This window comes from Klebsiella indica (genome assembly GCF_005860775.1).
Taxonomy (GTDB): Bacteria; Pseudomonadota; Gammaproteobacteria; order Enterobacterales; family Enterobacteriaceae; genus Klebsiella; species Klebsiella indica.
Genome location: NZ_VCHQ01000042.1, coordinates 1 through 26,330 on the forward strand (window position 1 = coordinate 1; position 26,330 = coordinate 26,330).

The window sequence follows — 26,330 nt, forward strand, 5'->3', positions numbered from 1 at the left end:
ATGCTGGTCAGTTAAAGGCTGTCAGTTGCGTTTATGGCTGGCTGAGCGGTTCTGTTAATCGGTGGTTCTGGCGAAAATGGCGCATTTTTCATTTTCGCCCATTCAGATTCCGTGGCCTGTTCCGTTCACTATAAATACGCGGATATTCGTTATATCCACAGCGTGTGAACGGGCAGGGGGACGTTTCGCCCGTCCCCCTGCACCCCCGGCATTGCGCTGAAAACCTGCCGCTGCGCGGTCCGCTCCACTCCGGCTTCATCTGGCGGACCGGGCGGGACTCGACGTCCCTGTCTCGACCCGCCCTCTGGCCGCCGTCCTGGCGGCCAGTCCTGGATGCGCGCCTGCGTTCCCGCCAGGTTTCCTTGATGCGCCCAACCCCCATGCGGTGAGTCCGTTATTCGTCAGGGGCTTTTCAGAGGCTGAAAGTCATAAAAAAGTTATATCCTTTATATTTCAGCCCGTATCAGCTCAGTTAGTGAATCAACCGAATCAGATTTTCGTTTAAACCACCGATAATGCGATTGCCACAGGCAAATAAAACAAAAGACAACACCGATGATTTGCTTAAGTGAACGGCATTGCGAAAAATGGCCCGGCTACTTCACCGGGCAATCTTTGGTCATTTTAATAAATTTATCGTTATAGATGATGTAATGATTGCCAGGCTGGCGCAGTGAAGCCTGGCGGACAACGTCGCCGGGCCGTAAATACCATGCATCCCCTTCTTCTTCCGTGGTATCGCAGCCAGGCTTGATCAGCAGCTTAAACCAGGTATTCCCGGTATTGCTGACGGTGCCCGCCGCGCGGTCATAGGCCCATTTAAACTGGACCTGACGCGGACGTACGACCAGAATGGTCTCCATCACCACCACCGGATCCATACTGATCTGCATACCGCTGTCAGTGCGCATCACGTAATTACGGGTCGGAATTTCACGAAAGGAAACCCGGTAATAGCGCTCGCGGTTGTCCTTCGGACCGTGGTAGTAAAACTTAAAGTACTCGCTCTCTCCCGCCTGCAACGTAAGCTGACGTGGCGCAAACAGCAGTTCACCGTCCGCCGGGCGAGAGCGCACTTCTTTGCCGCCAGGGCGGTCGATACCGACAATCGAAATCCGGTACAGACGCGCGCTTTTGTTATTGTTCACCACACGCTTCGCGGCAAACTCCGCATCCGCCGCTAGCGAAAAGGTTAAGTTACCGACAGAGATGGCCTGTACCCCTGGCGCTATCCACAGGATCAGCAGGCAGAAAGCCATCCGCCGCCAGTTAATTGATGTTACGCCATGTCGCCTGGACATGAATCTCTCCCGATGCGCTCACTTCACCAAACCAGCCGTTATCTTCTACCGTACGCAGCGATATTGCGTTATCCATGGGGATCGAAAATTTCACCGTTGTTTTGTCCATTTGCCCGACATCGCCGGAAATATCGGTCCACGGGGTGGTTAACCAGAGCGCGTCGGTCATATCGCGCCAGCTGTCATCACACCCTGCGTCATAGGTTCTGGTGGTTCCACTCTGCGTAAGAAATGAGAGCGTCGCCGGGAACGGTACCCGCGTTACCCCGTCTGATGAGCTAAAAATACAGTATGCGCGTCCGCCAATAACCTGCGAGGGGCCGGTCACTTTAATCAGCACTTCATCGGCGGCAGTCTGGCCGCTGGTGGTGACGATATAGCCAAAGTCCAGAGACGGTTCGCCGCTGCCAACGTAACCTTCACGCGTCGGCGCAGTCGTGTATTCATCGGAAATAATGCTGATACTAAAATCACGCGGTTTAATAACCAGCGAGTTGGAGGTGGAAAACTCATACCAGCCCGATTCCGGTGACGTGGTGTTTTGAAAGCGGAAGTTAAACAGATCTTTGGTATTGATATCGCTGATCCCTAACGCCACCATCTGTTTAAAGAAATTACTGGAGAAGAAGACATAGATTGCGTCCGCAGACTTCATATCATTAAATGTATAATAATAGGCCGTGCCGCTCACCGGCCGCCACGAATTTCCATCGAGGCTGAACTGCATATCATAGGCTCCCACCGCTGAGGACAACGACGAGTTGCTAATCGCCGGAAAAATATGAATGGAAGTATTACTCAGACCATTCGTTTGCAAGCTGTAGTTAACCATTTTGCAGCTCAGACCAGCAAGGCTACCAATGGTCTGCGTCCGGCAATCGGCATTACCTTCGCCCAGGGTCGGCACCCCGTCGCTGTTAATAAAAACTTCCGCCAGCGCATGGGTGTTAATTAACTTCAGGTTTGCCGCTTTGGTATGCGTAACGGTACGCACATACCAGTAGCCTGAATCCTGATCTTTACATCGCCCGCCGTTACTGGCGTCATAGCCGATCGACGTCATGCAGGCATTAATGGTCATGGAAAAGCTGCTGCCTACCGACATCTGTTGCAGATATTGATAGAACGCGTCGGACATCATGCCATGCATCCATTTTTGTCCGCCGGGCGTCACCGTCACGCCATAGAAACCATTGGCATCGGTGGTTTGCGGCTGGATCAGGCTGGTGGCCATATCGCAGCCCGAATACCAGTTGATACAGCGCAGACCGAGCAGGGGATAGGACGCCGGCGAGTTATCCAGCCACATATCGAAATACCAGTTGGCGTACAGACCGGTGTTGTAACCGTTATCGATATAACCCAGGCTCTGCTGATAAATCGTACCCGAACCCGTGTATTTCAGCCCGGTCCAGCGGTTAGCGCCTGTCAATCGCGGATCCAGCCCACCTCCGGGGGTGACAAAAAAGTTATCATCGGAGTTGTTTTCAACGAACACGAATGACATGGCGGGCGCATCGCTCAAGACGGTCTTCGTCACCGCCGCATAAGTTCGTGCCACGCACAGCGACACCGTTAACATGATAAAACATGCCAGCCACTTAGCTTTCATTACCTTCTCCTGTCGGCTGTACGCTGGCCCAGGTGGAGAGCCCCGTACAAACCACATCGCCCACCCACACTGCGCCGCGTGCCTGGCTGAGTTCCAGCGCGACTTCACAGCGCTGGTTCTTGCCGTAGCTGAAATCAATGGTCGGATATTTTTTATCGACATCCATCACGAACTCGCCCTTATCGTCGGTACGGGTGCGACCGATATGGTTATTAATGTGCGCGTTGGCCAGCAGCGTGCCGTCTTCAGCGCGGATGCGCCCGGAAACCGTCACCATTTGTTTTACCTCCGGTTCAATCACCGCCACATTCCCCGGATAAAGGGTCAGATGACTCTTGCGACCGGTAACAATGTCGTAGCTGTCAAACGAATTTTTACTGTTCTGTAGTTCCACTTCATAACGACTATACGGCGACAACGGCAGGTAATTACGATTACCGGAGAGCTGGACAATGCGCCCATTAACTCTGGCGCTCAGCTTGCCGTCATCCTCAAGACCGGTATTGAAAATCACCCCGGCGTTGCCATCGGTTCTCCCGCTGGCGGCGATATTTTTCCCCTGCCAGCCAACGCTGCCATTGGCGGTCAGATTGGTATTCACATAGCCGTCCGCGCTGCTGTTCACATTTAGCGTACCGCTGGAGTAGCGGGTATCAAACTGGGCGTAGGCGCCGCCGCTGAGGGTTTTGTCATCCCCGGTATCGCCGGAAATGGCCCGCGAGATATTCGCGCCGATGGTACGAATGCTGCCTTCATCAAACTGCTTACGCGCCGACAGGTTAGCCATGGTATAGCCGTTCTGGTGCGTCATTCCGGCGCTGAACCAGTTACCGAGCGGCAGCGAGAAATCCAGCGCAATATATTTCCCGGTGCTGGCGCTGCTATCGCCATTATTAAAACGCTGGAGCCCTGCGCGCATGCCCAACGAGCCCCAGGTGCCGGTGTAGAGCGTCTGGTAGTAATCGGCGGTGTAGTAGTGACTGTTATAACGCCGATCGTCGTTATAACTGACGCTGAATGTGCCCAGTTTAGACCACAGCGCATTCAGGTTCAGCGTACCGCCGATCGCCCGGTTATCAGCATTGCTGCGCCGTATCCGATCGCCAATATGGGTTTTCTCCTGGTTGACCCACAGTGAACTGAACCCACCGGGTAAGGTGACGCTAATGCTGCCAACATTGCTCCAGGAACGGTCGCTGGCCAGCATATTTTGCAGGTTCACGTTGACGGATTCCGTCAGCGGTAACGTCAGTCGCGTCTCAGCAACAGCGTTGTTATCGTAGCCGTAGCCGGTCGCTGACCAGCTCAGCGCGCTAACCGAGCCAGAGGCCGAAGCCCCGGCCAGCCAGCTCTCTTTTGCGGGCTGCGACGTCTTACCGCCTCCGGACCAGCGGTCCATATGAAAACTGCCTCCCCAGAACTGCCAGGCCAACGGCGCGCCGGCCCCGCGCCCGCGGCTGAAGAGCTTGTTGACCCGCTGCGTACGTTTACTGACGACCCGCCCGTTCACAATCACTTCAACGTCAATATCATAGATCCCGTAGGGCAGGCCGCGGGTGTCCACTTCATGGTTACCCATCGCGAAGTTCTGTACGCTCATCAGCCGCCCGTCGCGAGTAAGATGAACTTCCCCGGCTGCGGGTAAAAAAGCCACGACCGGCGTGGCCGACTGGGTATTATCGAACACCGTTGAGCTGGCCTGGTTGCCCCACGAAACACCGTAGATCTTCCCTGCTGAAATGGCGGTCATCGGACCAAGAGACTGCAGGTTCCACGTATCCAGCATCCCACCAGCAAAGCGATGACCGGCAAAATCACGCTCATACATCGCCTTATACACTTCGCTGTCCTGGCGACCGGAACCTATGCCATACAACGATCCATCCAGCACCACATGGTGTTCGCGCAGCGCGGTGACGTTATTCAGCGACAGGTAGCTGGAGGTGTTATTGCCCCCATTACGCATCTGATTGTTATAAATCCCGAGGTTATAGTTCAGGGTACTGCTGAGCGAATGAACGCTGGACTGGCCGATATCTTCACTGCGCGAACGCAGTACAGTGCCCAGGGCCTCTTTTTTCACCACCAGTTGCAGCAGCAGTTGGCGCAGACTGAGCTGCAACTGCGCGTTGTCGGTCAGGTTAATGTTCAGTTCTTTGCTGAAAGCTTCATTGGTTAGCGCTGTCAGCTGTTTGCGGGTCTGCTCGCTGACCGTGGCGTTATTATCATTTTCCTCCAGCTGAATCTGCCGTACGCGCAGAACGTCATTATCCAGCCAGATAAAGGCGTTGCCGATCCGCTGATCGTCCTGAGTACCGCGGCTACCTTCGAGGTGAATAAACAGAGGAATGCTCATCCCGTCCTGCAGCGCCTGACTGAAGGCCTGCGGAATCATCACGCCGCCAATTTGTTGTACCTTATCGACAGCGGCGGTGACGCCGGGTGGAACGAACAAAATAACCATGCCCGAGGCAAGGAGCGTTTTTAGTCCTGTGGTAATCCCTGGTAGAGACATAGTCGTGGTCCATTAGCACAGATGTCTATTTCACGGGAACAAACTGCTCGCCCTGCCAGAGCGCGACCCGCCCTCTTTTATCCGCCACGTTGACACGCGTAAAGCGACGTTCTTTTCCCGGCATCAGGAAGTAGTTTTCCTTGCACTCTTTCCCCTCAGCCGCCTTCAGGCACGGCCCATAGGCGAGGATACGCAGCGTGGCGTTGCCGGTATTCACCAACTTTCCGTCGGCATACTGGTAGCGGAAATTCACCTTTCTCGGCGCCACCACCAGGATAGTGCCGATACGCGCCGACGCCGTTGCTACCGCGCTGCGGGCGGCGCTGTTGCGCTGAGCGTCACTTAACGCCTGATCGAACCAGACGATGCGGTAATAGCGCTCTTTATCGTCCGCCGGACCTTTATAGAAAAAACGGATCACGTCGTTGGCTTGTGCAGGCAGCAACAGGCTGGCAGGGGTCAGTAAAATTTCATCCGGCTTATCCATCGGGATCACGTTGCCGTCATCAAGCGGTGAGCTGAGGCGCTCCATACGTATATTGACTAAGCGACCGCTGTCGGTTGTATTTCTGATCTCTTTACTTAACGTACTGCTGTCGCTGTTTATAAATGAGGAGATGTCGCCCACATCCAGCGCCAGGGCTGGCGTCATTCCACTAAGCAACAGGCCGATGGCCAGAATGTGATTTTTCATATGAATTCAGTCCGTGAAATAAGGCCTGGGCTTCCCCCTTGCCTCAAATTGCTGACAAAGTACGTTGTTCTGAAATTGCCCGGTGGCGCTTCGCTTACTCGGGCCTACGAAAAACACATAACATAATGATATTGTTGGTTTTGTAGACCTAACCAGGCATTAGCCGCCACCTGACGGAAATACGAGCACAATATCTGTTCCAGATTTGTCATCAGCCTCAGGCAGGGGCTTCCCCCTGACCGAGGCTATAGTCGGATCAGCTGGTCCAGGTCGCGTCGAACTGGACGCTGACGTCACCACTCCAGATACCTTCCGGCAGCGTGCTGAAATCCGTCACAGCAGTCGTACCATCAGTGGTACCGCTGATGATGGAGAACGTGAAGCCGTCCTGCGCAGTTGTACGGCCAGAAGCGTTATAGCCAGTGGACAGCGCGCTGAGATTACCACCCAGCGTGTTCGTAACCGTATCAATCATGGTGGTGTCACCCGTTTTTTCGACTGCCACGCCGTTATAATCAACGCCGACGCTGAGAGTGGAACCGGAGGTATCCAGTTGAGTCAGGGTATTAGTCAGCAGGCGGGACGTCAGTTTAAACGCGGTGGCGGTGGTATCACCTTCAATAGCCACATCAAACAGACCTTTCTGCGTATTAAATCCTTTAATGCCTTCGGCATACTGGAAAGCCAGGCTGCCCAGCGGCGTCACCACCAGCTTACTGGTGGTATCCTTTTTAGCGGTTGCCGACCAGGTTGCGACTGCCTGAGCAGTCACATCTGCTGCCTGAGCAACCCCCACACCGGCAAACGCAGTGACCAGAGCAATTGCAAGAACCTTTTTTTTCATAGCATTTTCTTCCTGAGTTTAATGAGAGACCCGATGTCCCACTTCTGTGCGCATTTCCCGCCATTATTCAGGGCTCAGGCCATATAAATATTGCCTGTGACCTGAATGACTGGCGGTATAATGACCTTGCGCACATATTTAAAAATTACGTTCACAAAAAAATAATCAGACCGCTAAAGCGCTAATTTATGTATTTTTGAATACAGTTTGGCTTCGGCATTCCGGCGATGAGTATAAACCGTCTTCACGCTGCAATTCTCAATTCTGGCGATAGATTTCGGATGCATTCCTTGCGCCGTCATGCGAATTATTTGCATTTCCCTGTTGGTGATCTTTTCTTTCTTGATATCCTTCCTCAGAAAACGGCCATTAATAACGTAGGCCAGATCCTGACGAATATTATTAGTTAGGTCGACGTAGACTACGCCACGAATTGCGCTATTGTAGTACCAATAATTAGCCAGAGCCTCAGAGCGCCTTGCCGCAATAAGTACAATTTGTTTTCCCTTCATTTCTGCCAGCCACTCATTATCGCGACGAATAAAATAATTCAACGAACTGGCGCTAAGGTTAATAAAAACAAATTCTTTGCACACTTTTTCAAGTGATAAATAAATTAAGCTATCAATATCCAGTATCAGCTCGGAGAGTCCCTTCAAAAAATATTTATCATGCGCCGGCCAGATGCATTTGCTCAGAGAGCATTTACGTTCCATATAAGTCAACCCCATAGTCCTGGAAATCTCGAACATATCACAACACCGCTGACAGTCCTGGCCTGCAAAATATAATTTTGTCAATTCCTCTTTGAAAAAAAGGTCACCTGAGGCAAAGAATACTAAAAACATCTGTTTGTTGTGTTTCAGAATTTAGGATTTTTCTCCACGGGTGTCAATAAGTGTGAAAAAGGATAAATGACAATCTACCCAAATGATATCTAAATAATAAAAATAAGAATATTACGTTAAACATAAAAATCATTTACTTTCATGTGGTTATTAGTCGCCTGCACGCTAGTTCTTAAATGATTATTATATTTACCAGGATCTTAGCCATAATCTATTAAGACTATTCTCACAAAAATATTCACTCAAAAAAATAAAAATAACAAAAAACATCAACTAAAAAAGAATTTAAAACTATAAAACACAAACAATAAAGAATAAAATAAAGAAATTTAACTTAATTAATAAAATTAAAAACCATAAAAAATAATTAAAAAAGATTAAAATTCCATGAACGATAATAAAAATCAATCGCAACCGTATAATCTATATCCAACATCATGCAAGATACATCACAACAGCATACAACAGCGTCGTTATCAGCGCGTCCCCCTAAAAATCTGAAGCCTGTGATGAGAATTCTTAAAATCCCCTCCTGCACAATTCAAATTGCAGGCATCAGGCGATGTCCCGTATCAGGTTATGGTGTCGTCGTTGCGTCCAAAGCCCGTTAAGACGGCTTTACCTCCTCTACTGACCGTGACGTTCATTGTTAAACAACGTTGAACAACACTGACGCGAATCCTGAGAAGGGAGGCCGTGACGCAAGCCGCATAATATAAGAGGGTGCTCCTTTCACCGGCCACTGGCGAGTTCATTATTTGTTCGTCTTACTGTCATCGGGCCGTCATATAAAACGCCATAAATAGTGTCCAGTTGAATGACAAACCCGGACACGTTTATGAACAGTTCTCTGGCTGAGGTTGTGGAAAGCGACTATCAGCAATTTTCCCCCCCATTGACTCACCGACAACGAAAGGTCCTGAGCGTACAGAATCTGAGTAAATCCTACAGTGCACAACAAACCGTGCTGGATAGCATCAGTTTTGATCTTTATGCCGGCGAGTTAGTTGGCGTGATTGGTCGATCCGGCGCCGGAAAATCGACCCTCTTGCATGTACTGAATGGCACCCATAGGGCCAGCGGCGGCGAGATCCTGAGCTATCCGGAAGTCGGGGCGGCGCAGGAAATCTCAACGCTGTCAGGGCGTGCATTAAACGCCTGGCGTAGCCAGTGCGGAATGATCTTTCAGGACTTCTGTCTGGTCCCGCGCCTTGACGTTTTAACCAATGTGTTGCTGGGACGGCTAAGCCAGACCTCAACTCTGAAATCATTATTCAAAGTCTTTTCTGATGCCGACCGGGCCCGCGCTATCTCCCTGCTGGAGTGGATGAATATGCTGCCCCACGCGCTACAACGGGCGGAAAACCTCTCCGGCGGTCAGATGCAGCGTGTCGCTATCTGCCGGGCGCTGATGCAAAGCCCCCGAATTTTACTGGCCGATGAACCGGTCGCCTCTCTGGATCCGAAAAATACCCAGCGCATCATGAATGTTCTTCGCGAAATTAGCGAACAGGGTATCAGCGTGATGGTAAACCTGCATTCGGTGGAGCTGGTGCGTGAATATTGCACCCGGGTTATTGGCGTAGCCAAAGGCAAGATTATTTATGACGACCATCCCACTCAGCTTAGTCAGGATATTCTGCAACGGCTGTATGGCGATGAAATTAGCCAATTGCATTAAATTTCACTCACACGGACAAAATAATGAAAAAGTACATCACTGGCGCAGTTCGTTTATCCGCAGCGGTTGCAGGCATTATGATGGCGTGGCAGGCAAGCGCCGCTGAACAACCGAAGGAGTTAAATCTGGGTATCCTTGGCGGTCAGAACGCAACGCAGCAAATTGGTGATAACCAGTGCGTTAAACAGTTCCTGGATAAAGCGCTGAACGTCGATACGAAATTACGTAACTCTTCCGACTATTCCGGCGTTATCCAGGGCCTGCTGGGCGGCAAAGTTGACGTGGTATTAAGTATGTCCCCCTCATCGTATGCCTCGGTTTATCTTAATAATCCAAAGGCCGTCGATATTGTGGGGATTGCCGTGGATGATAAAGATCAGTCCCGCGGCTACCACTCGGTGGTGATTGTTAAAGCGGACAGCCCGTATAAAAAGTTAGAAGACCTGAAAGGCAAAGCGTTTGGCTTCGCCGACCCGGATTCCACTTCCGGTTTTTTAATTCCGAACCACGCGTTTAAACAGCAGTTCGGCGGCACCTCGGATAATGAATATAACCACTTTTTCTCCAGCGTGACCTTCTCCGGCGGGCACGAACAGGACATTCTTGGCGTGCTGAACGGCCAGTTTGCCGGCGCGGTAACCTGGACTTCAATGGTGGGCGACTATAATACCGGCTACAGCGTCGGCGCCTTCAACCGTCTGATTCGTATGGATCACCCGGACCTGATGAAGCAAATCCGTATTATCTGGAAATCACCGCTGATCCCAAATGGCCCGATTCTGGTCAGCAACGCCCTGCCAGCGGACTTTAAAGCCAAAGTCATCACCGCGATTAAAAAGCTGGATACTGACGATCACGCCTGTTTCATCAAAGCGATGGGCGGTACGCAACATATCGGCCCGGGCAGCGTGGCTGATTTCCAGCAGATCATTGATATGAAACGCGAACTGGTTAACGCACGTTAACCCCGCCCTGATGCCGCCGCCCGGCACTTATCGCCGGCGGCGACTGGTAGAGACATCGCGACACATGAATAACACTCATACCGAATTTGAACGCTATTATCAGCAGGTTCGCGCGCGGCAAAAGCGCGATACTTTCAGCTGGTCAGTGCTACTGTTGGTGCTCTATTTCGCCGCTGGCAATATGGCGGAATTTAATCTCTTTACGATCTGGCATTCGCTGCCCAACTTTCTCGATTACATGCTTGAAACCTTGCCAACTCTCCATGTTGCCGAACTGTTTGCCGATTCGCACACCAAAGGTTCGCTGGCCTGGTGGGGCTATCGTCTGCCGATACAACTGCCGCTGATCTGGGAGACGCTACAGCTGGCGCTGGCGTCCACGCTGGTGGCTGTGGCAAGCGCCACGGTGCTGGCGTTTGTCGCCGCCAATAACGCCTGGTCCCCGGCCCCGCTGCGCTTTACCGTGCGCGTGCTGGTGGCTTTTCTGCGCACCATGCCGGAACTGGCGTGGGCGGTCATTTTCGTCATGGCCTTTGGCATCGGGGCGATCCCCGGCTTTCTGGCCTTAATGCTGCACACCATCGGCAGCCTAACCAAGCTGTTTTATGAAGCGGTAGAGAGCGCACAGGATAAACCGGTCCGCGGCCTGGCCGCCTGCGGCGCGTCTCGGTTGCAGCGCATCCGTTTCGCTCTGTGGCCTCAGGTGAAACCTATTTTTCTCTCCTACGGTTTTATGCGTCTGGAAATTAACTTTCGCTCCTCAACCATTCTTGGTCTGGTGGGCGCCGGAGGTATCGGCCAGGAGTTGATGACCAATATCAAACTGGATCGTTACGATCAGGTCAGCATTACGCTGTTGTTGATTATTATCGTGGTGTCGCTGCTGGATATTCTGTCCGGCCGTCTGCGGCGCTGGGTTGTGGAGGGGAAACAATGAGTCAGTGGCAGAACCAACCGGATATCGCCGCCAGCCGTCGCCAGCATCAAGATTTGTATCAGGTCCAGGGACGCTATCTGCGCTATGTCGCCCTGCTGACGCTGACCTGCGTGCTCTATTATGTCTGGTTTTTTATGCAATTCGGCATCAGCGGCCAGCAACTCATCACCGGGGTTCAGCAAATCGGTCGCTATCTGCTGCGGATGTTCGTCTGGCATGACTTTTTCAACTGGCCGTTCGGTTATTATTTCACGCAAATCGCCATTACCCTGGCTATCGTTTTTGCCGGCACAATTACCGCAACGGTGATCGCCCTCATGCTCTCATTTCTTGCCGCACGCAACATTATGCGCGGCGTTATTCCGGGGATTATCGCTCTGCTGATGCGCCGATTGTTTGATATCCTGCGCGGGATTGATATGGCGATCTGGGGGTTGATTTTTGTCCGCGCCGTCGGGCTCGGGCCGCTGGCCGGGGTACTGGCGATTATCATGCAGGATACCGGTCTGCTGGGTCGTCTGTATGCCGAAGGACATGAGGCGGTTGACCGCGCGCCGGGTCGCGGGCTAACCGCAGTAGGCGCCAACGGTTTACAGAAACATCGCTTTAGCATTTTCACTCAATCTTTCCCGACGTTTCTGGCGCTGAGTCTGTATCAGATTGAATCCAATACCCGTTCAGCCGCGGTACTCGGTTTTGTCGGCGCGGGCGGCATCGGCCTGATTTACGCGGAAAATATGCGCTTATGGAACTGGGATGTCGTGATGTTTATCACCCTGATTCTGGTCGCGGTGGTGATGGTGATGGATACGCTTTCCGCCTGGCTGCGCCGCCGCTATATCGGCGGTAGCGTGGTGCCGTTGTTTAAACCTGATTAGTTGCGCGATCACAACAACATTCCCGGAGGCGGCGTGCTGCGTCTTCCGGGCTACCTGACCGCACGAACAGGTAACCCGGATAACGCATTTAGCGCCGGGGAAATCACAACCGCCACTCCAGCACCGGCCACTGATACTGCACATTCGCCGCTATCAGCTGCGGGCAAGGGTTGACCAGCCGCACGTGGTCGACATGCAGACACAGCGGCAGGTCGTTAATCGAATCGGTATAGAACGTCGTCTCGCCTGAGTATTCGGGGTGCGCCTGTCGCCACTGCGCCAGACGCACCACCTTCCCCTGCTGATAGCTCGGCGTGCCGGCAATCACGCCGCTATAGCCGCCGTCAACCATCTCCACATCAATCCCCAGCGCCTGTGCAATGCCCAGTTCCTTCGCGACCGCCTGCACCAGCAGGCTAACCGATGCGGAGATAATCAGCATCTGTTCGCCGCGCGCCTGTTGTGTCCGAATAACGTCCCACGCCTGCGGATAAACGCGCGGCACGATCTCTTCGCGAACGCAGCGCGCCAGCAGGCTATCCACTTCCGGCCTGGCTACACCGATCAGCGGCGCCTGAATCAGAGCCACGTAATCGGCGATATTCATTTCGCCGCAATCGTAGTCAGCCATCATCTTCGCTTCACGCGCCAGATAGTCCGGATCGTTCACCCAGCCTTCACGCACCATAAAGCGACTCCACACCGTGCTGCTATCGCCCTTAATTAAGGTGTTATCCAGATCGAAAATTGTCAGTCTTTTACTCATCGTTCGTTTTCCATAATCAGCAGATGGTCTCGCGAGAGTATGCGTCAAGAACAGTGACAAGAGAATGACGCGGGCGAAATGCCCGGATTACGGGCAGCGCGGCGTTCACTTTCGCCGCGCAAAACAGCGACATTATCCCGCAAGTATCGCCAGCATCTCGATGGCCGACCCGCAAAGATGATCAAAACCACGCTGACGTAGCGATAAAAACCACTTACAGGCGCCACAACGCAGGATAAAAGGGCGCTATCACCGGATCATGCCAGTGCGCTATTGAGCCAGTCGAATAGACTTTCCACCGAGGCCTGCGCAGGCGCGCGGACTGTCGGTTGCCCCGGTTTTAACAGCAATAGCGTCGGCAATCCTCGAACGCCCAGCTCGCTCGCCAGCGCCTGATGCTGGTCGGCATCCAGATAACGCGTATCAAGCTGAGCGGTCCGCTGGCTAATTTTTTGATTTCCCAGCTGTTGCCAGAGTTTGCGGCAATGCACACAGCGCTCCGCGCCAACAAATAATAGTATTGGCTGACCGCTCTCCAGCTCGCTCGCCGCGCTTATCGGCCTGAACGCGCTTTCCGCAACGCGGAACAGTTTCGGGCTGCGGCGCAACGTGTCATTATCGGTCGCCACACATAACGCATCGGCGCTTTTACTGTATGGTTTTACGCCTGCTACCCGCACCACGCTCTGCGCCGGACCCGCCGCCGCCGCGCCGGGCTGACGCAGGGTACGCACATCCACCGCCACAATCGGCGTTTCCTGGGGCTGTGCGAGCTGCGGTATCCAGGCGTAAGGGATACGGTAAGCGCGATAAACCATATTGTTGTTCAGCGTTTTGCCCCAGAACGGCGAAATATATTCCCAGACGATCTCATGGTCGCGGGTCACTTCAAAAATGCGGCCATTCGAACCTTCGTTAATCAAGGTATTACCGTTTTCCAGACGTTGCATATTGCTGATATAGGGGCTGTAGAAACGGTAAGAGTCGGTTGGCTGCGGCAGAGACGCCTCATAAGGCGAATAGCGCCACTCAATATCGAGAGTCAGTGGATTGATCTCAAGTATTCGGGAGTAGTCGCGCCAGGCGTTTTTCACCCCGTCCGCCGACGCCGGATTTGGCGCGCCGTATCCGGCCCAGCCGCCGTTATCGAAAATCAGGATATTGCCCGCGCCCGGCAGCCCTTGCGGGATCATATGCGCATGGTGCTGGCCGATAATCCAGCCGATATGCTTCAGCTCCGGTTTGCTGTAGTCCGGGCCAAGCTGCCAGACGATCTTGCCGCTCGGCTTATCAATGATGGCGATAATATTGGATTCGCGGGCGTCCCAGATAATATTATCGGGATGGAAGCGCGCATCACCGGCGTCATACCATTTATTCGGTCCTAACGCCGACATCGAGTTGATATGCATCCAGTCGCCCATTCCGCCGCCGCTGGCACGCATGTTTGGATTATTGTACAGCGCAGTGCGCGCCGCGTCGTCGAATCCCAGTTCGTGAAAATGATCGCTGCAGCGCCACTCCCATACAACATTACCCTGCCAGTCGACTTCAATAATCACGTCATCCAGCAGCAGCTTGTCGGAGATCGCGTCATTAACCAGATTGGTATGGGCGAGGATCAGGGTGTTGCCTCCCTCAACCTGCGGCTCCAGCCCCGGCGCGTAGTAACCCACCGGATTGCCCGCACGCTGATAATCGTGATGCGCGCGCGCCATCCAGCGTGTTTCATTGCCGGGGTCGCTCACCTGCTCGTAACGGTCGAATTTCCAGGTCACATTACCTTCCCAGTCCACCTGAATCAGGTCGAGCATATCCTGCATACCGTAGCGCGGGTCACGCTCACCGCTGTGACCAAGGATCGTGCCGCCGGGCAGAATTTTATTGGGAAAGCCGTGCAGTTCAGGCCATTCACGCACGACGTGACCGTTCATATCCACCAGTACCGCGCCGTATTCCGTCGCCTGGAAAAGGGTGTAGCCGCTCCAGGCGCGCTGGGGATCGTAAAGCGTGGCGCCAGTCGGATAGACAGAAGGATGTCCCATGTGTTGCTCCTTAATAAAAAAATCAGTCAGAAGTAATCAGATTGCGAATCTGGCGGCAGGCGGCGGTAAACCCGTCATCGTCACGCTGGCGTGGATGCGGCAGTGTTAAACTCACTACTTCGCGTATCCTCCCCGGACGCGGCGTGAGCACCACCACCCGGTCGGCGAGCGCTACCGCCTCTTCAACATCGTGTGTCACCAGCAACGTGGTGGTTCCCGCGCGTTGGTGGATCTGTAAGAGCTCCTGCTGCAGGGTATGGCGCGTCAGGGCATCCAGCGCGCCAAAAGGTTCATCCAGCATCAGGATCTGCGGACGGGCGACCAGACCACGGGCGATGGCGACCCGCTGGGCCATTCCGCCGGAAAGCTGAGCGGGCAACGCACTGGCGAATTCGCTTAACTGCACGCGATCCAGCATTTCCTGCGCCCGCTGGCGTTTCGCCGCCCGACTGAGCTTTTCGTCCGCCAGGCCAAGCATCACGTTGTCGATAACGTTAAGCCACGGAAACAGACGCGGCTCCTGAAATACAATGCCCCGTTCTTTACCCACGCCCGTTACCGGCTCGCCATTAATGCGAATTTCACCCTGAGTCGCCGACTCCAGGCCCACCAGCATCCGCAGCAGCGTCGATTTACCGCAGCCGCTGCTGCCCACCAGCGCCACCAGTTCACCGGCGGCGATATCCAGACTGAAATTGTGTAGCGCCGTTACCTGTTGCCAGGATTTACGTACCTGGCGAAAAGAGACCAGAGTCGAAGAGGTCATAGTTGCTCCCGTTGTCGCCAGCGAGTGGCGCGCATTTCCAGTAAACGCCCGGTTTTATCCAGCACCGCGCCGGTAATACCGACCAGCACCATACCGCAGAGAATGGTTGGCATATCCAGCAACTGCTGAGCATTGATCATCAGGCTGCCGATCCCGACACCGGAGGACATGAAATACTCTGCGCCAATATTGCCAAGCCAGGCGTAAATCAGCGCCAGCCGCAGACCGGCAAAAATCCCCGGCGCGGCGCCGGGAAGAATCAGCCTGCGCAAGCGCGCAATGCCATCCAGGCGCAACACTCTGGCGACTTCATCGAGCTGCGGGCTACGCTGAAACACAGCCTGAAGGGTGCTAAAGAACATGGGAAAGAACGAGGCCAGCGCGATAAAGACAATTTTGCCGCCGTTATCATTGCCGACCCATGCGGTCAGCAATGGCAGCCAGGCAAACAGTGCGATATGGCGCAGTACATTAAACGTAGGGGTAAAGATCTGCCCGGCGCGCGGACGTAGCGCCAGCAGCAGCCCGCATAACAGACCGCTGGCGATCCCCAGCGCGCCGCCAACAACGGCCCGTCCGAGGCTTGCCAGCATCGCAGCGGTCAGCTCTCCGCTTGTGACCCCACGGACAAAACGCTCCGCCACCGCCAGCGGCGAAGAGAATAATGCGCTATCGATCCAGCCCCACTGGCTGGCCAGTTGCCACAGCGCCAACAGTACGAACGGCAGCGGTAGCGCTCGCCAGCGGGCCCGCGGTTTGCAGGCCAGGCGTCCGGCGGCCGGTTGCGGCCAGAACACCAATCGGGAACAGGCCCGGTTCGCCGCCCACTCCATCAGCATGCCGCTAAGGCCCACAACCGCAATGGTGACAAAGACGATATCCAGTTGAAACAGCTGGCGCCCCCAGACCATCAGGTAGCCAATGCCTTCAGAGGAAGCCAGCAGTTCGACAACGATAAGCGATACCCAGGCCTGCGAAAGCGCCAACCGCAGGCCGGTAAACCAGCCCGGCAGACTTGCCGGGATCACCAGCCAGCGCAGCCGCTGCCAGCGAGAGAAATTCATCACGCTTCCGGCTTCGCTCAGGAGCAGCGGCACGCTGGCAACCGCCTGTTGCGTGTTGATGACCATCGGCACAATGGTGGTTTTGACGATAACCGCCAGCTTAAGACCGTTATCAATACCGAACAGCACCATAAAGAGAGGGATCCAGCCCAGCGTCGGGATTTGCGCCAGGGCATAAAACAGCGGCTCCACCCGCTGCGCGACCGCCGGCACCAGGCCAAACAGTGCGCCCAGCAGCGTTCCGACAATGGCGCCCAGCAGCAGACCAAGCGCCAGATGCTGGAGGCTAAATCCCCATTGCGCCAGCAGATCGCCGCTCAGCAGCGACAGCGCGGTATCGGCAACCACCGACGGCGCGGGCAGAATTTGTTCCGGCATCCACCGTTCTCGGGCGGCGACGTACCACAGCAGCAGCAATAACGCGGGTAGCAGCCACGGCCAGCCGTTAAGCCTGAAGTCAGGCCTGCCGGGGGCTTCGGTTCTTAAGATCATCTGCGACATATCGATCCACGTTTCGGGAAGTTATGCCGCTATAAGAACGTGACTCGCGCTGCACCGCCATTGCGTTAAGGGAATAATGCCGATGCATCAAATGCATTTCGGCCTGCCGGGCGCGCGACCTCTGATTTAGCTTTTTTTATGCAATGCTTTGCGAATAAAAGCATTTAACAGGTCGCCGGGCTGTTCTTTACGGTGAAGAAAAAAACGTAAGGGAACAACAAATTATGATGAAAGCATTTTTTAGCCGCACCCTTCTGGCGTTAGTTACGATTATCGGCCTGCTGACACATGTCCAGGCCGAGGCGCTACATACGATTCGCATCGGCGTACCGGACCAAAGCGCTGGCAGTAAACCGTTTATTGAGGGACCGGTCGGCATGGCGTTTATCCGCCATCAACTGGAAACGGTATTTAAGCCGCAAGGGGTGGAGATTAAATGGCAATTTTTTAAAGGTGCGGGTCCGGCGGTGAATGAAGCGTTAGCCAACCAGCAGCTTGATTTTGTCTATCTCGGCGACCTGGCGGCGATTATCGGCAAAGCAAGCGGGCTGCCAACGCGCTTGCTGCTGGGCAGCCGCGGTTCGGAATCTTACCTTGCGGCGACCAAAGCCTCGGGGATAAAAACGCTGGCGGATCTGAAAGGAAAACGGGTGGCGGTGTATCGCGGCACGGCAGATCAGTTAGCCTTTGACCGGGCCCTGCAAACTGTCGGGCTTAACGAACGTAATTTGCAGGTCATCAATCTTGACTGGAACGCCGGAAAAGCGGCGCTGGCGGCAGGCCGCGTTGATGCTGTCTGGGGCGGCGTTTCTCTGCTGGCATTACGCGGCGATAAGATAGATGTGGTGGCGAAAAGCGGTGATTTCGGTCGTCAGAACACCACCCAGGCGGCCTTCCTCGGGAGCCAGGCGTTTATTGACGCGTGGCCCCAGGCAACCCAGCAGATTATTAATGTACTGGTGAAAAACGCGGCTGAAATCAGCGACCCTGCGAATCGCGATGCCTGGTCCGCCGAGATGGCGAAGCAAAGCCAGATTCCGCAGGCGCTATTTCTGGAAAAATTACAGCCGCAGGATCTGAATTTTGTCACCTCACCGCGCATCGACCCGTTCCTGAGCGATAGCTTTAGCAGCAGCGTCGAACAGGCCCACGCTGGCCGCCTGATCCGCAGCGCTTTTGATGTGAGTCAGTGGGTAGACGGCAAGTTTGTCGAGCAGGCGCTGAAAACCCAGCAACTGGAAAAACACTGGCCGCTGTACGATGCGAAAGGCCAGCCGGTCAGCGCCGGTTAAGTTCTCCCGTTCTGAGCCAACAACTGAAGCGGTGACTGGCGGTCAGTATGGAGAATAATCTCAATCAGCTTCTCCACCAGCGGTGGCAGAACCGCGTGGACCGGGGAAATAATGGCGAACCGGGTCTGCATCAGCCGCCACTCATCGGGCAGATCGCTGAGCTCCAGCCTGACCAGCCGGTGGCTGTGCTGGCAAAGGGCGAAGCCATCTTCGCTGGCGAAACTTATCGCGTCGGTATGGGCCAGAATGGAGAAAAGCGCATAGAGGTGATCGCACTGAATCGCCGGAGTAAAGTCCTGCTGTTGGCTGAGCGTCGCCAGCACTTTCCGCACGCCAGGCGGTAGACAGGGCGCCACAAAGGGATAGCGCAACATCGACTGAATAGAGACCGCACCCTGTTTAGCCAGCGGATGGTCGGCGTGACAGACGAAAAAGCAGCGCCGCGGGCTGAGCGGCTGAACGCGTAGCTGCGGATCCAGCTCAGCCTGCCAGCTATCGGCGACCACAAAGGGATACTGCTGTGTGGTGAGCGCTTGATGCAGGGTAATCCAGTTATCAATATGAAAGCGCACCCTCGCCTGCGGCAGCAGACGATGAAACTCACCGATAGCGCCGGGAATCAGCCCGGCTACGGGCCCCGGACCGCAGCCAAAAGCGACTTCACCGTTCTGCGCATCATCCGCCTCGCGCAACTGGCTGCTGAGTTCAACGTTCAGTTCCTGAAAACGGCGGGCGTAAGGCAGCAGCTTTTGCCCGTGCAGTGTTAGCGTCGGCAGCTTGCCCTGGCGGTCAAATAAAGGATGGCCAATACTCTGCTCCAGCGCCTGAATGCTGCGGCTGAACGCCGATTGCGACAGACATACCACCTCCGCGGCGCGATTAAAACTGCCGTACTCAACTAACGCCACAAAGTTGCGCAGTTGGCGAAAATCCAAATGCATAGGCTCGTCCCACTCTCTTTTTTATTACACAAAAGTACTGGAGGGCAACCAGGTTGCGCAATGCCGGGATGATGAGGATCTTTCACTTTCACCTTGACCTGAATCTGAATAAGTCAGCCAGCCTCGCCTTTGTGAAATATTGTTTCCCGAAGAAAAAAATTATTAATGATGGATACGCTGTTTTGGCGTAAATAATGGTTGCTGATTCTCACGGCACCACCCGACATATATTATTTACGTAAGGTTTCGTAAATTTTGCGTTTGGTCATTCTGACACAGTAGCGAATCGGCTATAAAAGACCTCGGTCCGTTCCCTTGTAACGAAAAATAATGATATGAAGCCTAAACTTGCTCACGCGCTATTATTGGTTCCTTTTTTGCTTTTGGCAGGATGTTCCTCCACATCTAAACCGCATAAAACCGTCGCGCTGCATAGCCATTCGACTATCGACGAAGGTTCAGATGACCTGATCCCGGTGATCGCCGCTCTGCATGACCAGATGCATACCTGGGAAGGCGCGCCCTACGAATGGGGCGGCACGAAACAGAGTGGGGTTGACTGCTCCGGTTTTGTCTGGCGTACGCTAAAGGATCGTTTCAACCTGCCGATGGCGCGCATCACTACGCGCGAACTTCTGCATATGGGGGTCCGCGTTAGCCCGCAGCAGTTACGCCCTGGCGATCTGGTTTTCTTCCGTATTAAAGGCGGTATGCACGTCGGTTTCTACGACACTGACCATAATTTCCTTCATGCTTCCGCCAGCCAGGGCGTTATGCGCTCGTCGCTGGATAATCCGTACTGGAAATCAGTATTCTACCAGGCGCGTCGCCTGCCGAAGGAATATAATACCCAGATCACGATGAATAACGATAATCTGCATCTGGCGAAAAATCGCTAATTACCAATAGCAAAGCCGCCCTGTTATCACGGCGGCTTTACTTTGTCTTAACGTTAAGTTATCAGAACTGGTAGGTCATCCCCACAGCGACGATATCATCATCGTTGATACCCAGTTTGTTATCGCTCTTCAGCTGGTTAATTTTGTAATCAACAAAGGCGTTCATGTTTTTATTGAAGTAATAAGTCATGCCGACATCAATGTAGTTGACCAGGTCTTCATCACCCACCCCCTCAATATCTTTGCCTTTTGACAACACGTAGCCCAGAGACGGACGCAGACCAAAGTCAAACTGGTACTGAGCCACGGCTTCAAAGTTCTGCGCTTTAGTCGCAAAACCGCCGCTGATTGGCGTCATTTTGCGGGTTTCCGAATACATGGTCGCCAGGTAGATATTGTTGGCGTCATATTTCAGCGCCGTCGCCCAGGCCTGCGCTTTTTTACCGGTGCCGCGCGTCAGTTGATTCTGAGCGTCGGTACGGTCGGAGCTGGTGTAAGCCGCGCTGATAGCGAAGTCGCTGCCACCAAAGTCATAGCTTACTGCGGAGCCAAAACCGTCGCCATTCTGCTTGCTGGGGTCACGAGTGCCTTCGTTTTTGCCCTGATATTGCAGGGTCAGGTTCAGCCCATCAACCAGGCCGAAGAAATCGGTATTGCGGTAAGTTGCCAGGCCGCTGGAGCGCTTGGTCATAAAGTTATCCGTCTGCCCGGAGGAGTCGCCGCCAAATTCCGGGAACATATCGGTCCAGGCTTCAACGTCGTACAGCGCGCCGAGGTTACGGCCATAGTCAAATGAACCAACGTTCTTGAGTTTCAGGCCAGCGAAGGCCAGGCGCGTTTTCTGGGTAGCGTCGCTTTCCGCTTTGTTGCCGGAGAATTCCGCTTCCCAACGGCCATAGCCAGTCAGTTGGTCATTAATCTGCGTTTCGCCTTTGATCCCGAAACGCACATAAGTCTGGTCGCCATCTTTGCTGTCATAGTCACTCAGATAATGCATCGCCCTGACTTTGCCATAGACGTCCAGTTTATTACCGTCTTTATTATAAACTTCTGCTGCTTGTGTCGCCGAAGTAGCAATAAGACCCATCATCATTAATGCCAGTGAACGCTTTTTCATTATTCAGTCCTGGTAATTTATTTATACGCGCCAATCAATTTCGGGCCGCAGCCCGGTTAAAAACTGCTGTTTTTTTAACGCTCGAATATTAAAAATCTATGACAAGATGGAACTTTTTCTAAAAAAGGGTATTTAATTATTTCCATCATAAAAATGTCATACTCCCCCGCCAGAATGCCCGATCCGCACAAGGAAGTGGCGCATCCATGACGCCAGGTGTTGGCAAGCGGCCTGACTCCTGTTACAACATCAACTCGATATCGAAATTCCTTTTTGAACGGCAGAGAATCATGAGTGACAGCCAGACGCTGGTGGTAAAACTGGGCACCAGTGTTTTAACAGGCGGATCCCGCCGCCTGAACCGCGCCCATATCGTCGAATTAGTGCGCCAGTGCGCACAGCTGCACGGGACGGGTCATCGAATTGTGATAGTGACCTCCGGGGCGATCGCCGCCGGACGTGAGCACCTCGGCTACCCTGAACTGCCCGCGACCATCGCATCCAAACAACTGCTGGCGGCCGTCGGCCAAAGCCGCCTTATTCAGCTGTGGGAACAGCTGTTTTCTATTTACGGTATTCACGTCGGCCAGATGCTGCTGACGCGTGCGGATATGGAAGACCGCGAGCGTTTTCTCAACGCCCGCGATACCCTGCGCGCGCTGCTGGATAACAACATCGTGCCAATCATTAATGAAAATGATGCCGTGGCGACCGCTGAAATTAAAGTTGGCGATAACGATAACCTGTCGGCGCTGGCCGCTATTCTGGCGGGCGCCGATAAACTGCTGCTGCTGACCGATCAGCAGGGACTGTTCACCGCCGATCCGCGCAATAACCCGCAGGCCGAACTAATTAAAGATGTTTACGGTATTGATGACACCCTGCGCGCGGTCGCCGGCGATAGCGTGTCGGGATTAGGTACCGGCGGTATGGGTACTAAACTGCAGGCCGCCGATGTCGCCTGCCGCGCGGGTATCGACACCATTATCGCCGCCGGCAGCCGTCCAGGGGTGATTGGCGACGTTATGGAAGGCGTTTCCGTCGGGACCCGTTTTCACGCGCAGGCGTCGCCGCTGGAAAACCGCAAACGCTGGATTTTCGGCGCGCCGCCGGCCGGTGAGATTACCGTCGACGCCGGTGCGACCCAGGCGATTCTTGAGCGCGGCAGTTCCCTGCTGCCGAAAGGAATTAAGACCGTCGCCGGCAACTTCTCGCGTGGTGAAGTCATCCGTATTCGTAATCTTGACGGCCGTGATATCGCCCACGGCGTCAGCCGTTATAATAGCGATGCTCTGCGCCGTATCGCCGGGCAGCACTCGCAGCAGATCGATGCCATTCTGGGCTATGAATATGGTCCGGTCGCCGTCCATCGTGACGATATGATTATCCGTTAAGGAGCTGAAAATGCTGGAACAAATGGGCATTGCTGCCAAAGCGGCCTCATATAAACTCGCGCAGCTTTCCAGCCGCGAAAAGAATCAGGTGCTGGAAAAGATTGCCGACTATCTTGAAGCGCAGGCCGAAGAGATTCTGTGCGCAAACGCGGAAGATCTGGCAGAAGCACGCGCCAGCGGTTTAAGCGAGGCGCTGCTTGACCGCCTGGCGCTCAACCCGACGCGTCTGAGCGGGATTGCGAACGATGTCCGGCAAGTCTGCAACCTTGCCGATCCGGTTGGTCAGGTGATCGATGGTGGTCTGCTCGACAGCGGCCTGCGTATCGAGCGACGTCGCGTGCCGCTGGGCGTGGTTGGCGTGATTTACGAAGCCCGCCCAAACGTCACCGTTGACGTCGCCTCTTTATGCCTGAAAACCGGCAACGCGGCGATTCTGCGCGGCGGCAAAGAGACCTGGCGCACTAACGCCGCCACGGTGAAAGTCATTCAGCAGGCGCTGCAGGAGTGCGGCCTACCGGCAGCCACCGTCCAGGCGATTGAGAGTCCGGATCGCGCGCTGGTCAGTGAGATGCTGAAGATGGACAAGTATATCGACATGCTGATCCCTCGCGGCGGCGCGGGTCTGCATAAACTGTGCCGCGAGCAGTCAACCATTCCGGTGATCACCGGCGGGATTGGCGTATGCCATATCTTTATCGACGATTCCGCCGATATTACCGAAGCGCTAAAAGTCATCGTTAACGCCAAAGTGCAGCGCCCCAGCGCCTGTAACTCTGTCGAAACGCTGCTGGTGCATCAGGATATCGCCGGGCGCTTCCTGCCTGCATTAAGCCAGCAAATGGCGGAGAGCGGCGTCAGCCTGCATGCCGACGCGAGCGCCCTGCCCTTGCTACAAGGTGGTCCGGCAAGCGTAGAACCAGTGAAAGCGGAACAGTATAACAATGAATATCTGTCGCTGGATCTGAACGTCAAAGTGGTTGCCGATCAGGATGAGGCCGTGGCCCATATTCGCGAGCATGGCACCCAGCATTCAGACGCTATCCTGACGCGCTCGTTAAGCAATGCAAACCGCTTTATTAACGAGGTGGATTCCTCTGCGGTGTATGTTAACGCCTCAACCCGTTTTACCGACGGTGGCCAGTTCGGCCTCGGCGCGGAGGTGGCGGTCAGCACCCAGAAGCTGCACGCACGCGGCCCGATGGGTCTGGAAGCGCTGACGACCTATAAGTGGATTGGTTTCGGCGACGATACTATCCGTGCTTAATTATGGCGAGGGTGATGCAAAATCAGCCACTTGATTCGCAAGGCTATTGACGCATCACCCGGTTAGTTTTAACCTTCTACCCCGTGTTTACGCTCGTAAGCGCATCTTGCAGGGCCGATATAGCTCAGTTGGTAGAGCAGCGCATTCGTAATGCGAAGGTCGTAGGTTCGACTCCTATTATCGGCACCATCTTTTCTCGTAAAATCATTAAGTTACTATTGCAGTGTTTTGCTTTGTTCAACACTAATGTGCATTTTTGCGCGTTATGAGTGTGGCAAAATTGTGGCAGGTACAGTGAGATTGTTTGTGGCCCAATGCAAGGGTATGCTAACAGCATGTCTTACCTTGAAGCTCCCCTCTATCTTGTCTTTTGAGCAATATTACTACTTTGATGGCTTCTGGTTACGGATGTTGTCAGTCCAGTCCAGTTCACTACTTGCACGGATGAGTCGAAAGGATGTTACTACAACAACATACATTCAAATGGATAAGGATCATTTACCGCTGCTGGAAGACCAGAACCCTGTAGGATGAAGCAAAGTATTTGCTGGCTCTCGAAGCGCGACACTCGCCTTTACTGAAGCCATAAAAAGCTTGTCGAATGTCTCAGGGCGTGAAGCGGAAGTTCACTAAATCCTGAAATCATCAGGAATGGGGCAGGCCCATAGATCTCTATGCTCTCTTCCAGGGTAGCGTAAACCACTCTCTAAAAGAGAATGGCGCGGATTTCCGGGATACTTACATGATGTCTCTAAAGGTTTTATAAATACACAAAAATTGATGCACACTTTGATGTACATTATAATGTATGTAATAAAACACGCCTTTAGGTGAGCTATGGAACGCATCCTCGCAGAAAAATCTATCAACATCACTGAGTTAAGAAAGAACCCGGCGAAATATTTCATTGATGAACCGGTTGCTGTTCTCTCCAACAACCGTCCCGCTGGCTACATGATCAGTGCAAAGGTGTTTGAAGAGCTGATCGATCTGTTGGAAGAAAAGCAGGGCAAGGTGCATACCGCTGCGCGTTTTAGGCCAACGGCTGAACGTTTAAGTGACATTGCGGATAGTGGACAAAAACTGCTGCAAAACGCCTCCGACAAGGATCTGACCGAGTTCACGGAATGAGTATTAGGGTTTTCAAGTCAGCACTGATCCGTCAGCAATTAAGCCAACAAGAGCTTGATGATTTGGCAGCGGATTTTCTGTCCTACAAAAAAGACGGTGTATTGCCAGATATTTTTGGGCGTGATGCGCCTTACGATGATGACTGCACCTATCCCTTGGTAAAAGAAGAGCAGGTGGCCCACATTCATCTTGCCGATGCGGATGCCCCTTTCCCGCAGTTTTTACGTCAGTTCAAACGAACCAGCGATCAGGCGCATTTGGTATACTGCCAAGGTACGATGGATCCTGATGCCTACCTGCTGATTATCATCCTGAAACCCGAAGCGCATAAAATGGCACGCAACAATAACCATATGCATAAGATCGGGATGATAGCCGAAGCGTTCAAGATGAAATATTAATCTGGTCAAAAAACACCCAGTTATTCAGGGCAGAAAAACATATGGGGGCATGTAGGTAGTTGAAACAGAATATTAGTTAATACTATCAATATGATAGTGTGTATTAGTCGCGACTTGATCTGACACATGGCCTTGAAAGGTTGAGAGTTACCGGTTTTGATATGGGTGTCGAATCCTTATACAAAACACGAGGTAACTCTCATGCTTCATACTACCAATCCCGTTATCAAACACAAAGCCGGTTTGCTCAATCTGGCTGAAGAACTCAGCAACGTGTCGAAGGCCTGCAAAATCATGGGCGTCTCCCGCGATACGTTTTATCGTTATCGTGAGCTGGCCGATAAAGGTGGCGTGGATGCGTTGATAAATCGTAGCCGTCGCGCTCCTAACCTTAAAAACCGAACCGATGAGGCCACTGAGCGGGCTGTTGTTGATTATGCTGTGGCATTCCCGGCTCACGGCCAGCACAGGAGC

General features: G+C 53.6%; 23 protein-coding genes and 1 tRNA gene. 12 read left to right on the forward strand and 12 right to left on the reverse strand.

What is annotated here, in order from left to right; genetic code table 11:
• Positions 1-596: 596 nt before the first annotated feature.
• The 6 genes from FE839_RS23735 to ecpR all read right to left on the reverse strand — a co-directional run bounded on the left by FE839_RS23735 (position 597) and on the right by ecpR (position 7,682).
• Positions 597-1,301, reverse strand: a complete 705-nt coding sequence (locus FE839_RS23735) for a fimbria/pilus periplasmic chaperone (RefSeq protein WP_138363185.1) — start codon at positions 1,299-1,301, stop codon at positions 597-599.
• A complete protein-coding gene (ecpD, locus tag FE839_RS23740; protein ID WP_138363186.1) occupies positions 1,270-2,913 on the reverse strand; it encodes a fimbrial adhesin EcpD in 1,644 nt (547 codons plus the stop codon). Before ecpD ends, FE839_RS23735 begins: the two co-directional genes overlap by 32 nt.
• Entirely contained in the window at positions 2,903-5,428 is a 2,526-nt protein-coding gene (locus tag FE839_RS23745; RefSeq protein ID WP_138363187.1) for a fimbrial biogenesis outer membrane usher protein, read from the reverse strand. Before FE839_RS23745 ends, ecpD begins: the two co-directional genes overlap by 11 nt.
• A gap of 25 nt (positions 5,429-5,453) precedes the next feature.
• Positions 5,454-6,122 (reverse strand): EcpB family pilus assembly chaperone, encoded by a 669-nt coding sequence (locus FE839_RS23750; RefSeq protein ID WP_138363188.1) that lies wholly within the window; start codon positions 6,120-6,122, stop codon positions 5,454-5,456.
• Positions 6,123-6,378: 256 nt separating this feature from the next.
• Positions 6,379-6,966 (reverse strand): common pilus major fimbrillin subunit EcpA, encoded by a 588-nt coding sequence (gene ecpA / locus FE839_RS23755; RefSeq protein ID WP_138363189.1) that lies wholly within the window; start codon positions 6,964-6,966, stop codon positions 6,379-6,381.
• A 173-nt stretch (positions 6,967-7,139) separates the two neighbouring features.
• Entirely contained in the window at positions 7,140-7,682 is a 543-nt protein-coding gene (gene ecpR, locus FE839_RS23760) for an ECP biosynthesis operon DNA-binding transcriptional regulator EcpR (protein ID WP_138363190.1), read from the reverse strand.
• 970 nt (positions 7,683-8,652) lie between these two features.
• Between ecpR and phnC the strand changes: the two genes are divergently transcribed.
• The 4 genes from phnC to phnE (FE839_RS23780) all read left to right on the forward strand — a co-directional run bounded on the left by phnC (position 8,653) and on the right by phnE (FE839_RS23780) (position 12,275).
• Positions 8,653-9,495 (forward strand): phosphonate ABC transporter ATP-binding protein, encoded by an 843-nt coding sequence (gene phnC, locus FE839_RS23765; RefSeq protein WP_138363191.1) that lies wholly within the window; start codon positions 8,653-8,655, stop codon positions 9,493-9,495.
• Positions 9,496-9,518: 23 nt separating this feature from the next.
• Entirely contained in the window at positions 9,519-10,460 is a 942-nt protein-coding gene (gene phnD / locus FE839_RS23770) for a phosphonate ABC transporter substrate-binding protein (RefSeq protein WP_138363192.1), read from the forward strand.
• Positions 10,461-10,524: 64 nt separating this feature from the next.
• Positions 10,525-11,397 carry a phosphonate ABC transporter, permease protein PhnE gene (gene phnE, locus FE839_RS23775; RefSeq protein ID WP_138363193.1) on the forward strand — a complete coding sequence of 291 codons (873 nt, stop codon included), beginning with the start codon at positions 10,525-10,527 and terminating at the stop codon, positions 11,395-11,397.
• Complete coding sequence (phnE, locus tag FE839_RS23780; protein WP_138363194.1) at positions 11,394-12,275, forward strand: phosphonate ABC transporter, permease protein PhnE; 882 nt, start codon at positions 11,394-11,396, stop codon at positions 12,273-12,275. The genes phnE (FE839_RS23775) and phnE (FE839_RS23780) overlap by 4 nt, the downstream gene beginning before the upstream one ends.
• 103 nt (positions 12,276-12,378) lie before the next feature.
• On the opposite strand, the gene FE839_RS23785 is transcribed toward phnE (FE839_RS23780), so the two are convergent.
• From FE839_RS23785 to FE839_RS23800, 4 genes are all read right to left on the reverse strand, one after another.
• A complete protein-coding gene (locus FE839_RS23785) occupies positions 12,379-13,041 on the reverse strand; it encodes an HAD family hydrolase (protein WP_138363195.1) in 663 nt (220 codons plus the stop codon).
• A gap of 257 nt (positions 13,042-13,298) precedes the next feature.
• Positions 13,299-15,086, reverse strand: coding sequence for an aryl-sulfate sulfotransferase (locus FE839_RS23790; protein ID WP_138363196.1), 1,788 nt, complete (start codon positions 15,084-15,086; stop codon positions 13,299-13,301).
• Positions 15,087-15,108: 22 nt separating this feature from the next.
• The gene (locus FE839_RS23795) at positions 15,109-15,852 is read right to left on the reverse strand and encodes an ABC transporter ATP-binding protein (protein WP_138363197.1); all 744 of its coding nucleotides are present in this window, start codon (positions 15,850-15,852) and stop codon (positions 15,109-15,111) included.
• Complete coding sequence (locus FE839_RS23800; protein ID WP_138363198.1) at positions 15,849-17,417, reverse strand: ABC transporter permease; 1,569 nt, start codon at positions 17,415-17,417, stop codon at positions 15,849-15,851. The genes FE839_RS23795 and FE839_RS23800 overlap by 4 nt, the downstream gene beginning before the upstream one ends.
• A gap of 224 nt (positions 17,418-17,641) precedes the next feature.
• On the opposite strand from FE839_RS23800, the gene FE839_RS23805 reads away from it, so the two are divergent.
• Entirely contained in the window at positions 17,642-18,709 is a 1,068-nt protein-coding gene (locus FE839_RS23805) for an ABC transporter substrate-binding protein (protein WP_138363199.1), read from the forward strand.
• Here FE839_RS23805 and FE839_RS23810 read toward each other — a convergent pair.
• Positions 18,706-19,650, reverse strand: a complete 945-nt coding sequence (locus FE839_RS23810) for a LysR family transcriptional regulator (RefSeq protein ID WP_138363200.1) — start codon at positions 19,648-19,650, stop codon at positions 18,706-18,708. The two genes, FE839_RS23805 and FE839_RS23810, sit on opposite strands and share 4 nt — an antisense overlap.
• Positions 19,651-19,985: 335 nt before the next feature.
• Here FE839_RS23810 and FE839_RS23815 point away from each other — a divergent pair, with 335 nt between their 5' ends.
• Complete coding sequence (locus FE839_RS23815; protein ID WP_138363201.1) at positions 19,986-20,549, forward strand: C40 family peptidase; 564 nt, start codon at positions 19,986-19,988, stop codon at positions 20,547-20,549.
• A gap of 61 nt (positions 20,550-20,610) precedes the next feature.
• On the opposite strand, the gene phoE is transcribed toward FE839_RS23815, so the two are convergent.
• Entirely contained in the window at positions 20,611-21,666 is a 1,056-nt protein-coding gene (gene phoE / locus FE839_RS23820) for a phosphoporin PhoE (protein WP_138363202.1), read from the reverse strand.
• A gap of 290 nt (positions 21,667-21,956) precedes the next feature.
• Here phoE and proB point away from each other — a divergent pair, with 290 nt between their 5' ends.
• The 6 genes from proB to FE839_RS23850 form a co-directional block, all read left to right on the forward strand.
• Complete coding sequence (proB, locus tag FE839_RS23825) at positions 21,957-23,060, forward strand: glutamate 5-kinase (RefSeq protein WP_138363203.1); 1,104 nt, start codon at positions 21,957-21,959, stop codon at positions 23,058-23,060.
• Between the two features lie 10 nt (positions 23,061-23,070).
• Positions 23,071-24,324: a glutamate-5-semialdehyde dehydrogenase gene (gene proA / locus FE839_RS23830; protein ID WP_138363204.1), complete on the forward strand. Its 1,254-nt coding sequence runs from the start codon at positions 23,071-23,073 to the stop codon at positions 24,322-24,324.
• A 113-nt stretch (positions 24,325-24,437) separates the two neighbouring features.
• Positions 24,438-24,513: transfer RNA gene (locus FE839_RS23835), tRNA-Thr, on the forward strand.
• Between the two features lie 648 nt (positions 24,514-25,161).
• Positions 25,162-25,455 (forward strand): type I toxin-antitoxin system antitoxin YafN, encoded by a 294-nt coding sequence (yafN, locus tag FE839_RS23840; protein ID WP_138363205.1) that lies wholly within the window; start codon positions 25,162-25,164, stop codon positions 25,453-25,455.
• Entirely contained in the window at positions 25,452-25,856 is a 405-nt protein-coding gene (locus FE839_RS23845) for a type II toxin-antitoxin system YafO family toxin (RefSeq protein WP_138363206.1), read from the forward strand. Before yafN ends, FE839_RS23845 begins: the two co-directional genes overlap by 4 nt.
• A 201-nt stretch (positions 25,857-26,057) precedes the next feature.
• A partial coding sequence (locus FE839_RS23850; protein ID WP_138363207.1) for a helix-turn-helix domain-containing protein occupies positions 26,058-26,330 on the forward strand: 273 nt, incomplete at its 3' end.

Coding starts and splice junctions, on each gene's coding strand:
- FE839_RS23805 (WP_138363199.1), top strand. CDS start 17,642: ATGATGAAAGCATTTTTTAGCCGCACCCTTCTGGCGTTAGTTACGATT.
- proA (WP_138363204.1), top strand. CDS start 23,071: ATGCTGGAACAAATGGGCATTGCTGCCAAAGCGGCCTCATATAAACTC.
- FE839_RS23790 (WP_138363196.1), bottom strand. CDS start 15,086: ATGGGACATCCTTCTGTCTATCCGACTGGCGCCACGCTTTACGATCCC.
- FE839_RS23795 (WP_138363197.1), bottom strand. CDS start 15,852: ATGACCTCTTCGACTCTGGTCTCTTTTCGCCAGGTACGTAAATCCTGG.
- phoE (WP_138363202.1), bottom strand. CDS start 21,666: ATGAAAAAGCGTTCACTGGCATTAATGATGATGGGTCTTATTGCTACT.
- proB (WP_138363203.1), top strand. CDS start 21,957: ATGAGTGACAGCCAGACGCTGGTGGTAAAACTGGGCACCAGTGTTTTA.
- FE839_RS23750 (WP_138363188.1), bottom strand. CDS start 6,122: ATGAAAAATCACATTCTGGCCATCGGCCTGTTGCTTAGTGGAATGACG.
- phnC (WP_138363191.1), top strand. CDS start 8,653: ATGAACAGTTCTCTGGCTGAGGTTGTGGAAAGCGACTATCAGCAATTT.
- yafN (WP_138363205.1), top strand. CDS start 25,162: ATGGAACGCATCCTCGCAGAAAAATCTATCAACATCACTGAGTTAAGA.
- ecpR (WP_138363190.1), bottom strand. CDS start 7,682: ATGGAACGTAAATGCTCTCTGAGCAAATGCATCTGGCCGGCGCATGAT.
- FE839_RS23745 (WP_138363187.1), bottom strand. CDS start 5,428: ATGTCTCTACCAGGGATTACCACAGGACTAAAAACGCTCCTTGCCTCG.
- FE839_RS23810 (WP_138363200.1), bottom strand. CDS start 19,650: ATGCATTTGGATTTTCGCCAACTGCGCAACTTTGTGGCGTTAGTTGAG.
- FE839_RS23800 (WP_138363198.1), bottom strand. CDS start 17,417: ATGTCGCAGATGATCTTAAGAACCGAAGCCCCCGGCAGGCCTGACTTC.
- phnE (WP_138363193.1), top strand. CDS start 10,525: ATGAATAACACTCATACCGAATTTGAACGCTATTATCAGCAGGTTCGC.
- FE839_RS23845 (WP_138363206.1), top strand. CDS start 25,452: ATGAGTATTAGGGTTTTCAAGTCAGCACTGATCCGTCAGCAATTAAGC.
- phnD (WP_138363192.1), top strand. CDS start 9,519: ATGAAAAAGTACATCACTGGCGCAGTTCGTTTATCCGCAGCGGTTGCA.
- ecpD (WP_138363186.1), bottom strand. CDS start 2,913: ATGAAAGCTAAGTGGCTGGCATGTTTTATCATGTTAACGGTGTCGCTG.
- FE839_RS23735 (WP_138363185.1), bottom strand. CDS start 1,301: ATGTCCAGGCGACATGGCGTAACATCAATTAACTGGCGGCGGATGGCT.
- FE839_RS23785 (WP_138363195.1), bottom strand. CDS start 13,041: ATGAGTAAAAGACTGACAATTTTCGATCTGGATAACACCTTAATTAAG.
- ecpA (WP_138363189.1), bottom strand. CDS start 6,966: ATGAAAAAAAAGGTTCTTGCAATTGCTCTGGTCACTGCGTTTGCCGGT.
- FE839_RS23815 (WP_138363201.1), top strand. CDS start 19,986: ATGAAGCCTAAACTTGCTCACGCGCTATTATTGGTTCCTTTTTTGCTT.
- phnE (WP_138363194.1), top strand. CDS start 11,394: ATGAGTCAGTGGCAGAACCAACCGGATATCGCCGCCAGCCGTCGCCAG.